This window comes from Streptomyces sp. NPDC028722 (assembly GCF_040637655.1).
Taxonomy (GTDB): Bacteria; Actinomycetota; Actinomycetes; order Streptomycetales; family Streptomycetaceae; genus Streptomyces.
The window spans coordinates 1-12,186 of record NZ_JBEZWU010000063.1 but is presented as its reverse complement, the minus strand read 5'-3'; the positions used below and the strand labels follow the sequence as shown (position 1 = coordinate 12,186).

Below are 12,186 nucleotides of genomic sequence, written 5' to 3'. Positions count from 1 at the left end.
GCTATCTCCCACAAGCCGTCCGGAACGATCCATCTCCACCGTCCACTCCCCATGTCCAGCACAACTGGCAACTGACCATGTAGGACACGGTCTAAGGACGTCGGAGTCCCAGATCGCCTCGCCCCCGGACCTCGGAAGTCTGGCGCCAGATACCTTCCCACGCGTTGCGCTACTCGTCCGAGACGTTCATACGATCGCCCCCCTCGGATCGGTTCCGGAATCGGAGTACCGCGCCCGCCGCATGCCACGCAAGGGACACAAGCCCAGCTTCACCAAGTCGCAAGCGGCCCGGCCCAGCCGATCACGGGCGAGCCGGGTGCGGGGCCTCCGCCGCCGCAGTACTACGGGAACGGGTCGCTCGACCAGCGCCCCCTTACGGACGAACGCTGCCCACCCTGGACCACCTACAAGGCCAAGAGCGGATCCTGCCGGGAGCCCCTCACGATTCAGGAGCCGGCCGGGTTACGCCGGGATGAGACGTTTACTCGGACGCGCTCGGTATAGACGGAGAGCTAACACAGCCTTTATGTGACGACGAAGCGGAGACACACCATGGGCATCATCGCGTGGATCATCATCGGCCTGCTCGCCGGCGCCATCGCCAAGGCTCTGATGCCGGGCAAGGACCCCGGCGGCATCATCGTCACCATGCTCATCGGTATCGCCGGCGGTCTGCTCGGCGGCTGGCTCGGCAAGGTGATCTTCGGTGTCGACTCCATCGACGGGTTCTTCAACCTGTCCACCTGGATCGCCGCGATCGTCGGCTCCCTCATCCTGCTGCTCGTCTACCGCCTCATCACCGGTAATCGGCACTCGCACCGCCACGCATGACCCACTGAAGGCACACGCCTTACGACCCACCCGGACGGCTCCCCCTGCTCGCAGGACGGGAGCCGTCGGCGTGTACGGCCGACCCCGCTTCAACCGGGCTGAGCGCGCCTTTGTGTCGGAGGCTGGACTCGGCGAACAGGTTGTCGATGAAGGTGTCCATCTGCGTGCCGTCGGCCGCGACGGACGTCCCGTCGCCACGCCCGATAGCACCGCACTTGTCGTACCCGAAACGACCGCTGAGCTGCACTCCATCATCGAGCAGCGTGCACGCGGCGCCGGCGATGTTTGACAAACCTGATTCCACAGAAAGCGGGTGTGGAACGTGATGTGGCTGGCACGCACCGACCGCAAAATCGCCCAGGTCACGCAGCGGCCGGCCGAGCAAGAACACGGCCGTCGCACTGAGCCGGCCGCACCGAAGTGGATGGTCGAACCCGGTATCGGCGTCGACCGGCCACCCTTCCAGATCCAAAGCGGACCCTGCTACATGGCGGGCGAGCCACGCCGCCCTATCGATCAGCCCAGTGCGGGGCGTGTGCGGCGTGCGGTGTGTGCGGGCCGATCGACTGCGGCGTACCAGACCAGGGCCGCACATATGAAGCCCGTCGCCGCGGAGACCAGTGACCTCGTGAGGGTGTCGTTCCGTGCGCCGGAGACGAGGGCGACGGCCAATGCCAGCGTCAGGGGGATGACGGGCAGCGCTCGGGGGCTCCGCGGGACGCCCGGCGCGGCGGCTGGCGGCAGCAGCCAGGTTGCGAGGCCGTAACAGGCACAGGCCAATAGTGTGGCCCCCAGCACTTCGCTGGGCCGGTGGCCGCCGTTGGTCGCGCTGTAGGCGGCGATGCAGGCGAGCCACAGCACACCGGCCGTGGCGACATAAGGGCGGATGCGGGGGGAAACCACGAGGACGGCGGCGAGGGTCAGCGCGGCGGGGATGGCCGTGTGCCCGCTGGGGAAACCCTGATCAAGGAGATTCTCGGGCGCGCCCACCAGATCGGGGCGGGGCAGGGTCGATTTGAGCACCTCATTGCCTCCGGTCGTGACAATGACGACCCCGAGTGCCGCGCACCCCGGCCACCAGCACCGCCGCACCAGGGTGAGGACCACGATGACGGCCAGGCCCACCATCAGGGTGGGCTTGGCGCTCAATTCCAGCGGCGGCAGGGGCGTCGAGCCGTAGGCCGCTCCTGACAGGGGGTAGATCCATGCCGCTTCGGGGTTCCCTTTACCGAGACCAAACAGGGCGTTCTCAGCTCGTTGCCCCCACGGGGTGCAGATGGCGAGCAGGTAGACCGTCAGGAACCCCAGGGTGTAGAGCAGAGCCGGCATCCACGGCCGTGTCGTACGCGATGGGCTGGGGTCGGCGGGGGCCTGTCTTGAGGCCTCCGGACGGTGCGCGGGCGGGGCCGGAGAATCGTGCTGAGTCATCGCTCTGTTTCTTCCGTTGAGGGGAGTTAGGTCACGCACGCCTTGTGGCACGACGTGGGCCGCCGGGTTCGGCCGGCTCACCGGGGGTCCGCTCCTATTCGGGGAAAGCCTGCCCCTGTCGGCGCTGGGCGGTGATCGCCAGGGCGGGGAGGGGAGCAATCAGCAGGAGGAGAACGACCAGGTCCGGAAAGGACTGCATGAACGCGTCCGGCTGGACGACGATCGCCTGCGTGCGGACGATCGCGACCGCCGCGACGGGGATCAGCCACCGGTGGTCGCCGGTGGCTGCCGTCGCAACCCACGCGCCGAGCAGCGCGGTGACTTCCAGGACGAATAAGCCGCGCTGGAAAACGGGACTGACGGAGATGATGTGCAGGCCCCCGGCCATGAACATACCGAGCACGACAGGGGCCATCCAGCGGTAGGAGTGGCGTCGCAGGCGGCTGGGACGGCAGAGCGCCAGCACGGCGCACGCGGCGCACAGCGTCCCCGAGAGCACCAGGTCACGGGCCGTCAGCGGGGCGCCCAACCCGTAGTAGCTCAAGCCCGCCTTGCCCTCGCTGCCGAAGAGGGTGCGGCCGTGGGTCGTGGCGCCGGCCCAGAGCATGGCTGCCGCGGCCGGCAGCGCGATCCACGCTCTGCCACGCAGCAGAGCGATCAGGCAGCCCAGCGGGAGCAGCCCGTAGGGCAGCAGCCGTATCCGCGTGGGACCTCCGGCCCACGGATACCAGCCGGAGAAGTGGAAGGCGATGGCGTGTTGGCCGGGGTCGATGTGCAGTGCCCAGTGCCACACGTCCTGTAGATACGGAACCAGCGCCAGCACGGCGAGGGCCAGGGCGGCCAGATGGATGCCGTCCAGCCACCACGGACGAGCCGCGTCGTCGACGACGGCACGGGCGCGGGCCTGCACCCCGGCACACGCCAAGGCGGCAACTTCCCGCGGCGGGGGCCAGGAACGGCCGGGATACGCCTCGGCCAGGCAGGCCAGCAACTCCTCTCCCCGCCGGGAACGGTAGGACTTGGGATAGGCCGCAAGCAGCAAACGGTTCATGCCGGGGCTGCTCCGGCATCCCGCGAGCGTCCGATGACGACAGCCGCCGCCTGCTGCATCCGCAGCGCCTCCCGGGCGAGCGCCTCGGCGCCGTCCTCGGTGAGCCGGTAGTAGCGCCGCGCCCGCCCGTCCACGATCTCCTCACGGTCGGCGGCCAACAGCCCGGCCCGCTCCAACCGCTCCAGCGCGCCGTAGAGAGTGCCGACAGCGATCCGGAGCCGCCCGTCGGTGGCCCGCTCGGCAGCCTTGATGATGCCGTAGCCGTGCAACGGTCCATCCATGAGCGCAGCAAGGATGAAGTACTGCGGTTCCGTCAAGGACGGGTTCTGGCGTGTCATGCGTCGACTATATATCGAGCTACGAAGTATGCCAGCCCAGCCCTGGGCGATCACCGGCAGCGCCTCCACGCCCGCGGCGAGCGTCACCCTCTCCCGGCCGGCGGGCGCGACGGCGGTCTCCTCGACGCCTCCGCGCGGCGTTGAGGATGTCCACCGCGGCCTGGTCCGGGAGGCATGTCATTCCCACCGTGTCCGCCGGACCCGACTCGCCTCCGTTGGATCTTCCATGGACCAGACTCTGTTTGCCCGGACCGACCGGGCGCAGCTGGCGAGGCAGCGTTCGCCGAGGCCCGACCCGGGCGGCCGCTTCCCCAGTGCCTCCGGGAAGCGCAGATCGCCGCCTATGGCCGTCTGCCATGCCCCGTCGATAGATTCCTCTCGGAGGGTCTTAATCCCCGTTAAGCGTGCCCATGCTGACGGCGGCAGCACGTCGGCACAGGGGGTAAGGGCGGACCGATGACGGAAACCTATTGCTGCGTCGACAGCGAGAACGGACACCACATCGACGACCCGTCTGAGGACGCGCTGTTCGGCCTGATCGGCGAGCTGAACGACTCGGACAATACGTTCATCGTCATCCAACCCGACGAAGACGACCCCGCGCGGTTCGCTTCCGTGGCTGTCCTCGACGAAGGCGGCTACGAGATTGTTCGCCGCGACAGCACACGGCGCGAACACGAGGTCGACACCGACACCAGCATCGGCCGGATCGTCAAGGACCTCATCATCTGGGTGACCGGCCGCGACTTCCCGGGACGGCAACCCAGGCAGCCAACACCTTCTAGAACACGGCCTAGCAGCACTCATCCTCTGGCCCGCGCCCCTGGACAAGATTTTCTGTCAGACAGGTCCTCCACCTCCTCGTGGTTCACCCGCTTCGAACGGTGCCTGGCGGGCGGGGCACGCGGAGGACAACGACGGCTTGGCCTCCCGGTGCCGCCCCCTCTGGGGCTGGTGTCAGGCAGTTTGGTCCGGATCAGTTGGTCGCTGGTCCGGGTGTGCCGGTGACTCATGCGCAGGGGGCGCGGATCGAGCCGTTGCTCCCGGCCCGGACACCGAAGCGGGGCGGCCGTTGGCGAGACCATCGTGAGGTGATCGACGCGATCGCCCGGCCAGCTGGCGGGGCGTCCATGACCGGTGCGGGATGCGGGCCGGCGACGGCACTCGAGAGCGGGTCTTCACCGCGCCGGCGGCCCAGGCCGACGCGGGAGAAGGACCTCAACTGGGCCGTCTCGGTGGACTCCACGATCATGCGAGCTCACCAGCGCGCGGCGGGAGCTCGCGGAAAGGCGCCCGACCGGCCAAGCGGTTCATGAGGTCGGGGAGCGGCTGACGGGTGGTCGGCCCCTCAAGGCGGCGTGACCGCGGTGGTGGTGGTAGACGTGCAGCCATGGCGGAAACGCTTCGCGTCGTTCGGTCTCTGAGCGGTAGGGCCGATCTCGCTCGTGGGTGACCCCGGCCGTTGCCTCGGGGACGTTCGCTGCTCAGGGCAGCCAAGCACTCAGCCGAGTGATGACACTCGTGGAGATCGTGCGGAAAGATCCGCGGCCGGCTCGATGCCGCACCACCTTCAGGAGCGGGTCTCCACCCCCGGTGTTACGGCGACGCGGGCAGATAAGGCTGCCTCCAGCACAGGCCCCCGCTCGGCCGGCGTAGCGAACCACACGTCGCCCGGACGCTCGGGGCACCCCTTCCGGTGTGCCAGGCACCGGCGACAATGTCCTGGTACCGGGGGGCTGCACACCAGTCGGTCACCGGCCTCACGGCTGAGCAGGCCGACCGGCAGCGGGCGCCGCGCGAGGTCCGGCAGCAGGTTGACGTCGCCTTCGCGGTATTCGATGTCCAGCATCCGCGGCGTCAGGGACTCGGGCACTGTGCTGCGGTAGTTGCCGCCGGTGTTCATCAGGGTGGCCGGGTCGACGGTGACGCCGGCCCGTACGTCGGTCTCCCCCGGTGCCGCGCCGACCGTGCTCGGCGCGGCACCGGCAACCCTGCCCGCAGCCCCCTCACTGCCCGAGGACCCTGATGCCTTCGCCGTCCACGCGCCTAAACGCCCAGCGTCTTGCCGAGTAACTCCCTCCACTGCCGGCAGATACAAGAGGCAACGACGGCCGCGAATGCGCCGGTACCGCTTCCTCACGCACACAGCAGTCTTCGGCTCCAGCGCAGTTGCCGGTGCCCCCGTCGACCTCTCGACAGGGGCACCCGCGCGGATGCCGTCCTGCCCGGACCGCGCCGGAGGCCGTCAGTGTGTCCCCAGACGACCGCGATCACTCCCGCCTCACCCCTTGACGGACGGATGATTCCAGACGAACAATCTCGGACAGCTGTTTGACAACGTTGTCTTATCGAAAGGCGCCCAGCGTGCCCGATGCATCCATGAATGTCGATCGCCGCCGTTTCGTCCAGCTTCTCGGTGCCGCACTGGCGGCGACCGTCCCCGTCTCCCTCGGCAGCGGCACGGCGAGCGCCCATGGACGCCCGGGTACGGCGCCCGACACCATCGCGGAGACCTACTACCGCGTCCTGCTGAACCACACCCACTGGTCCGAGACGCAGTGGGACGCGACCCGCGGCTACTACACGGACAAGGACTTCGGCTTCGCCGTGGTGCTCGGCAACGCGGTCCTCCTCACGCACGGCACATACGACAGCGACCGCGCCGGGATCGACGAAAAGACGCTGAAGGCCCGGACGATCGCGACGATCCAGCACTTCGCCGCGTCCAACAGGCTGACCGGCGGCACCCAGTGGGGGCGGACCCTGTTCTTCGACACGACCTTCCAGCTGTACTTCGTGCTGGCCGCACGGCTGCTATGGGACGACCTCGACGGGGCCACCCGGAGCAAGGTCGACACGATCGCCCGCGAACAGGCCGCCTATACCACTAACTTGGGGACCGGCGACGACCCGAACTCCGGCAGCTGGACCCCGCACGGGCTCCTCGGCGGTCACGAGGGCGACACCAAGCTCGAGGAAATGGGCGTCTACGCGCAGTCCCTCGCTCCCGGGCTCGCCTGGGCACCGGACGACGCGCGGCACGCCGACTGGGACAAGGCCTTCGGCACCTGGTCCCGCAACGAGACCGGACTGCCCCAGGCCGACCTGGTCAACCCGGCACGTGTCGACGGCGTCCCCGTCTCCGACAACAAGGCCCGCAACCTCTACGACACCTTCATCGTCGAGAACCACGGATCGTTCGGCCCGCACTATCAGGAAGAACTGTTCCGCACGTCCGGCCGCAACGCCGCCCACTTCATCACCGCCGGCCGCCCGTTGCCCCAGGTCCTCACCAACCAGCCGAACGCGGACCAGCTGTGGCGCACCCTGCTCGGGGTGATGAGCGACGCCGGCGAGCCGCTGATGCCGATGGTCAACGACCGCGAGCACCTCTACGGCCGTGACGTCATCCCGCTCGCCTTCCTCGCCCAGGTGACCGGCGACCGCGCGGCAGCCTGGGCGGAAGTGGCGCTCGCCGACCGGCTGGAGGCCTACCAGCAGTACCCGCCGGAGTACCGTCTGGCTAAGTTCTCCGGCGAACCGAAGTACGAGCCCGAGGCCCGCGCGGAGGTGGCCATCAGCTACCTCCTGCATCTGTGGGCCGCGAGCCAGGGCCGTACTGTGCGCCCGCTGACCTCGGAGGAACTGTTCCAGCACGCCGCGGGCGTCACCGACTTCGGCACCGTTCCCGGTCTCGTGTCCCACCAGTCGACCGGCGCATGGGCGGGCGCCGTGACCAAGCCGGGATTCGTGAAGTTCGCCTGGCAACCGGCCCACGACAACTGGTTGTTCAAGGTCAGCGGCGCCAACCCCATGTTCCTGCCCAGTACCGCCGCTCAGGTGACCGGCCGCCAGGTGCGGACGTACAGCACTGTCCGTGACGGATTCGACGGCAGCGCCACCATGCTGCGCCTGAGCACCGGCCGCGCGGGCCTGACCACTCTGCCCTCGGGCGCCGTCGTCTACGCGACGACCGGCGTCGCGGCGAGGGAGGGGCACCTGGAGATCCACAATCTCACCATGCCGGGCATGGCGGGCCTCACGGGCTCACGCACCTACCGCTTCGCCGAGGGCAGCGCCACCGTCACCGCCCAGGACGCCCGACCGGCTGCGGCCACCCCGCGCGTCGACGAGGTCACCTTCGCGAAGACCGAGGTCAGACACCTGCGCATGATCGGCGTCCTGCCCGACCCGACGTACGGCTACTCCCTCTACGCCTTCGAGGCCCGCGACGGCTCGGACGGCACCGACCTCGCCCGGGGCGGGACGGCGACCGCCTCCTCGTACGACCCCGGCAAGGAGCCGGCGCTGGCGGTGGACGGCAACGCCACGAGCCGATGGGCGGTTTCGAAGGCGGACCGGCCCCGGACGGACAGCTGGATCGCCGTCGACCTCGGAGCGACACACATGGTGGACCGTGTCACCCTCCGCTGGGAGGCCGCCGCCGGGCGCGCCTACACCGTGCAGGGATCGACCGACGGCAAGCAGTGGAACGACGTCGTCTCCTGGCCCGAGCCCGACGTCTCCAGCAAGGGCGGCTGGCTCGACGTCGACGGACGGGCCGGCCTCGTCGTCCGGGGATCCAAGCAGCCGCTCGCGGTGTACGGCGACACGATCGTCCTGGCCGACGGCGCGGCAGCGCCCCTGCTGGTGGAAGGCTTTCCCGGCATATCCACCGACAAGCTCCGCGACCTCGCGCGCGGTGCCGCTCCGCAGGCCGAGGACGACAGCGTCCGCGCGGCTCTCACGGAGGAGCACCTCAGCCTGTTCAACCTGTCCGAACAGCAGGTGACGACGCGAGTCGACATCCCTCAATCCGGCGCGCACGTCATCCTGTTCGCGGGACGCCAGACCCTCACCGCGCAAGGCACCGCATACGAGGCCGATCTTGACGCCGCCACGGCCGAACTCCTGCCTCCGCGCATCGTGGTGAGCGCGACCTCCGGAGGAAAACTGCCCACCGGGCTCGAGGCGGAAGTGGTCGACGCCGCCACCGTGCGGCTCACCGGCCCGTACTGCCGCCTCCGGGTGACCGGCCAGGGACACAGCGAGGTGGCGGAGGTCCGCGCGGGCCGCACCACCACCGTCACGCTGCGGGGCGCCGAGACCTACCCGCTGGACGATCTCGCGCTGGGCCGGACGACCTTCCCGACCAACCCGCTCCCGCCGGGCATGTCGGACCCCTCGGCCGCCGTCGACGGTGACCCGCACACGGCCTGGACACCCGGTCCCGACGGCCGCATGGTCGTCGACCTCGGCGCCGAGCGCCCCGTCCGGGAGATTCGCACGGAATGGACCGGCGGTCGCGTTCCGGGCCAGAAAGCAGAATTCAGCAGCGACGGTCTGACCTACACGCAAGCCGGTCAACTCACCGGACACGGGAGGAGCCGTCGGATCTCCACTGACGCCACCGCCCGATACGTGGCACTGGCGACCGACGCGGGCAAGCGGGGCGACGCCCGACTGATCAGCATCTCCGTGCGCTGACCGAGGTTCCCGCACGCCAACCACATCTGGCAGCGGAACTCCCTGCGATCCAAGGGGAGTTCCGTCGTCAGATACTCAGGTGGCGCTGTGGACCCGCCACCGAAGCGAACGCCCTCTTCTTCCCACCACCGACTGGGTCTGCGCGGCCGTCCTCCAGGCGGTGGCGGCTCGCCCGCCAGACGGACCGGCCTCTCCGCCATCGCATCTCCCGCGCCAAAGCCGGTTGCGGATCTGGTCGGCCCGTTCCGGGACAGTGTGGCGATGCCCCGCCGCCCGAGCCAGACCCGGATGGCCTTCGAGCTGCTCACTTGACCGGTGACAGCAAGTGTTATGCCTGGACGGTGGGGCGAACGTTGATCTCGCCGATCTCGACGTCGCCGGGCTGCTCGATGGCGAAGGCCACCGCACGGGCAACTGCCGCCGGAGGGATGCCCACCGCGTCCATGTTCGTGCGTGTCTGCTCGCGGATGTGCGGGTCGGTCATGGAGTCGGCGAGATCGGTGCGGACGTATCCCGGCGAGATGGCTGTTGTGCGCACCACCCCGTCGGTGGACTCCGTGCGCAGACCCTCGTGGATGGTGCGCACCGCGTTCTTGGTCGCTGCGTAGACGGCCATTGAGGGAGACACGGTCAGGCCGGCCACGGAGACGATGCTCACGACGTGGCCCGCCCCTTGCTCGCGGAAGACGGGCAGTGCGGCGGCGATGCCGTTGAGCGTGCCGCGAAGGTTGACATCGATCATGGCCGACCAGCTCTCGGTGTCCAGGTCGGCCAGTGGGCTGATCGGGGCGATGCCGGCGTTGTTCACCAGTACGTCGAGACGGCCGTACTGGTCGATGGTGGTGGAGACCAGGCGCTGAAGGTCCTCGGCCTGGGTGACGTCGACGACGCACGTGGCGGCACGGCCCCCCTCCTCTCGGATGTCCTGCGCTATGGCGTCGATGCGCTCGCTGCGGCGCGCTGCGAGGACGACCGCGGCGCCGCGCTGGGCGAGCAGACGGGCCGTGGCCTCGCCGATGCCGCCACTGGCTCCGGTGATGGCGACGATCTTGTCGTGAACAGAGAGCACTACTGCCTCCGAGTAAAGTGGACACGTGTCCGCTGGATGGCTCACCCTACCGGACACGTGTCCGTTTGTGGTGGGCGGAACATCAGGAGAGGCCTATGAGTGCGCCAGCACGCCGTCCGGATGCGGCGCAGAACCGGACCCGCATCCTGGAGGCCGCCCGCGCGGCCCTTGCCGAGTCCCACCACGTCCACCTCAACGAGATCGCCAAGCGCGCCGGTGTAGGACAGGGAACGCTCTACCGGAACTTTCCCAACCGCGAAGCGCTCCTCGCCGAGGTCTACCGGCGCGATGTCGAAGAACTGGTGGCCGCCGCCTCCGCTCTGCTGGCGGAACACGAGCCCATGGAAGCCTTGCGTCACTGGCTCGACCGAGTGATCGACTACGCCGAGATCAAGCGCGGCGTCCTGGCAGCGCTTGAGGCGGCGGCGTGGCAGGACCTTGTCGCCCACAGCCACAACCCCATCGAAGGCGCCCTCGGTCACCTGCTGGACGCCGGGAAAGCGGCAGGTTCCATCCGCGCAGACGTGGACGCCCACGGGGTCCTCCTGCTCATCGCATACCTCGGCCGACTGGACCGGGATGAGTGGGAATCCAGGGCACGGCCTCTGATGAACGTCGTCCTCGACGGTCTTACCCGACAAGGCGCTGACCGGTGAGCGCAGGTTCCACAAGGCCAGCACCCGCGCCTCGTGCCCGGTGAAACAGCCCTGCCCCTCTCCGATCCGAGGGACCGGGGGCACTGCTGCATGCTTCACACGGCCGGCTCTATGTCGTCCGCCGCGAGGTCGTGCCACTCGGCGAGCAACTCGTGGTACTGCTGCGTCCGGTCCATGGTCACCGGCTGGCCCATCAGGCGGCGGATACGGTCGTTGACGTCGGCGGAGGAGGACGGACAGTGCCTCCGGGCGGTCGGCCAGCAGCGCGTCACGCAACCGAACGGAGACCCCGGTCTTGCGCCACTTCGGCCGCATCATCAGCTCGGAGAACGAGAAGACGGAGGGGTCCGCGGGCGGTTCGCTCACGCACTCGCTCCACCACTCGCGGCCCGGGGTGGCCGGCGCACCGTGTGCGAAGCCGACCGGCTCGCCTTCGTCGTAGGCCATCACACACGAGACCGGCACCATCGGCGCGGTCATCACACGGTGGCCGGCTGCCATCGCCCCGGACGCCTTCCATGAGGCGCGGCACCGCGAGATCCAACCGCGTGCAGGTGCACTACTCATGGGCGCCGCTCGCAGCAACGCCCGGCCCCGCTGCTGCTCGGCTCGACTCTCGTGCGAAGGCTCTCGTCGTTCCGGGTGCTCGACGTGGATGAGCTGCTCGCCACGCTGGAGGGTGACGGTGAACGTTGACCAGACCGTGGCGGTCGACGTCACGACGATGCGGGAGGCGTACACGGAGGTGCTGTCCGGATACTTGGCCGAGCCCTGCGAGGACCTCGACACGAAGTGCCGGCGGCTGACCGACCACGCCGGCCTGCTGTTCTCAGAATTGGTGCGCCTCGCGCCCCGGATGCGAGGCACCTACCGGGACACCGCGGTGCATCTGGTGGCCACGGCGAACCGGACCCTCGCCGATGCCCGGGAGCCGGCGTGGCGACGGCCACCTGGTACGTGTATGACGTCGCGGCGCTCGTCCAGGCGATGCTGACGCTGTACGAGCGCCCCGGGCCGCTCGGTGAGCCCGTGGACGACGACGCGATCGAGCGGGCCGCCCGCGCGAGGATCTGCGTGGCGTGTGACCAGCCGATACAGATCGGCGAAGGATTCGAGGACATACGGCTCCCGACCCGGTCGGCCGCCTGCATACCCGGCTACCGGCACACCGACAGCTGCCCCGCTGTCGCTGCTCAGTGACGCGGCGGGTTGCAGCTGGTCCCCTAAGACGCCCGGCCGCTGGATCGCATCCGGCGGGCGGGGTGCGGCCCCGCTTCGTCTGATCCCCGCCCCGTGGGGGATGAGGCGGGGCCGCTGCTTCCTGAT

The 12,186-nt window shown here is 69.3% G+C and carries 9 protein-coding genes and 2 pseudogenes; 5 read left to right on the top strand and 6 right to left on the bottom strand.

Going from position 1 to position 12,186, the window contains the following annotated elements; all coding sequences use genetic code 11:
* The first annotated feature begins 552 nt into the window (after positions 1-552).
* A complete protein-coding gene (locus AB0F03_RS37270) occupies positions 553-831 on the top strand; it encodes a GlsB/YeaQ/YmgE family stress response membrane protein (RefSeq protein ID WP_356826397.1) in 279 nt (92 codons plus the stop codon).
* Between the two features lie 19 nt (positions 832-850).
* On the opposite strand, the gene AB0F03_RS37265 is transcribed toward AB0F03_RS37270, so the two are convergent.
* From AB0F03_RS37265 to AB0F03_RS37250, 4 genes are all read right to left on the bottom strand, one after another.
* Positions 851-1,303: a hypothetical protein gene (locus AB0F03_RS37265; protein WP_362000788.1), complete on the bottom strand. Its 453-nt coding sequence runs from the start codon at positions 1,301-1,303 to the stop codon at positions 851-853.
* Positions 1,304-1,347: 44 nt separating this feature from the next.
* Entirely contained in the window at positions 1,348-2,160 is an 813-nt protein-coding gene (locus AB0F03_RS37260; RefSeq protein ID WP_362000785.1) for a phosphatase PAP2 family protein, read from the bottom strand.
* A gap of 193 nt (positions 2,161-2,353) precedes the next feature.
* Positions 2,354-3,310 (bottom strand): hypothetical protein, encoded by a 957-nt coding sequence (locus AB0F03_RS37255; RefSeq protein ID WP_362000782.1) that lies wholly within the window; start codon positions 3,308-3,310, stop codon positions 2,354-2,356.
* Entirely contained in the window at positions 3,307-3,648 is a 342-nt protein-coding gene (locus AB0F03_RS37250) for a helix-turn-helix transcriptional regulator (RefSeq protein WP_362000780.1), read from the bottom strand. The genes AB0F03_RS37255 and AB0F03_RS37250 overlap by 4 nt, the downstream gene beginning before the upstream one ends.
* Before the next feature lie 456 nt (positions 3,649-4,104).
* Here AB0F03_RS37250 and AB0F03_RS37245 point away from each other — a divergent pair.
* Positions 4,105-4,407: pseudogene (locus tag AB0F03_RS37245) on the top strand (hypothetical protein); the annotation flags it as partial.
* Between the two features lie 551 nt (positions 4,408-4,958).
* Here the strand turns inward: AB0F03_RS37245 and AB0F03_RS37240 are convergent.
* Positions 4,959-5,084 (bottom strand): annotated as a pseudogene (locus tag AB0F03_RS37240) (IS481 family transposase); the annotation flags it as partial.
* A 943-nt stretch (positions 5,085-6,027) separates the two neighbouring features.
* Here AB0F03_RS37240 and AB0F03_RS37235 point away from each other — a divergent pair.
* The gene (locus tag AB0F03_RS37235; protein WP_362000778.1) at positions 6,028-9,135 is read left to right on the top strand and encodes a discoidin domain-containing protein; all 3,108 of its coding nucleotides are present in this window, start codon (positions 6,028-6,030) and stop codon (positions 9,133-9,135) included.
* Positions 9,136-9,463: 328 nt separating this feature from the next.
* Here the strand turns inward: AB0F03_RS37235 and AB0F03_RS37230 are convergent, their stop codons facing one another.
* Complete coding sequence (locus AB0F03_RS37230) at positions 9,464-10,204, bottom strand: SDR family oxidoreductase (RefSeq protein WP_362000776.1); 741 nt, start codon at positions 10,202-10,204, stop codon at positions 9,464-9,466.
* Between the two features lie 95 nt (positions 10,205-10,299).
* Here AB0F03_RS37230 and AB0F03_RS37225 point away from each other — a divergent pair, with 95 nt between their 5' ends.
* Both AB0F03_RS37225 and AB0F03_RS37220 read left to right on the top strand, forming a co-directional pair.
* Positions 10,300-10,860: a TetR/AcrR family transcriptional regulator gene (locus AB0F03_RS37225; RefSeq protein ID WP_362000773.1), complete on the top strand. Its 561-nt coding sequence runs from the start codon at positions 10,300-10,302 to the stop codon at positions 10,858-10,860.
* A gap of 936 nt (positions 10,861-11,796) precedes the next feature.
* Positions 11,797-12,060, top strand: coding sequence for a hypothetical protein (locus AB0F03_RS37220; protein WP_362000770.1), 264 nt, complete (start codon positions 11,797-11,799; stop codon positions 12,058-12,060).
* Positions 12,061-12,186: the final 126 nt, after the last annotated feature.

Excerpts from the sequence above, each read along its gene's own strand:
- AB0F03_RS37270 (WP_356826397.1), top strand. The coding sequence starts at position 553 with ATGGGCATCATCGCGTGGATCATCATCGGCCTGCTCGCCGGCGCCATC.
- AB0F03_RS37260 (WP_362000785.1), bottom strand. The coding sequence starts at position 2,160 with ATGCCGGCTCTGCTCTACACCCTGGGGTTCCTGACGGTCTACCTGCTC.
- AB0F03_RS37255 (WP_362000782.1), bottom strand. The coding sequence starts at position 3,310 with ATGAACCGTTTGCTGCTTGCGGCCTATCCCAAGTCCTACCGTTCCCGG.
- AB0F03_RS37250 (WP_362000780.1), bottom strand. The coding sequence starts at position 3,648 with ATGACACGCCAGAACCCGTCCTTGACGGAACCGCAGTACTTCATCCTT.
- AB0F03_RS37235 (WP_362000778.1), top strand. The coding sequence starts at position 6,028 with ATGAATGTCGATCGCCGCCGTTTCGTCCAGCTTCTCGGTGCCGCACTG.
- AB0F03_RS37225 (WP_362000773.1), top strand. The coding sequence starts at position 10,300 with ATGAGTGCGCCAGCACGCCGTCCGGATGCGGCGCAGAACCGGACCCGC.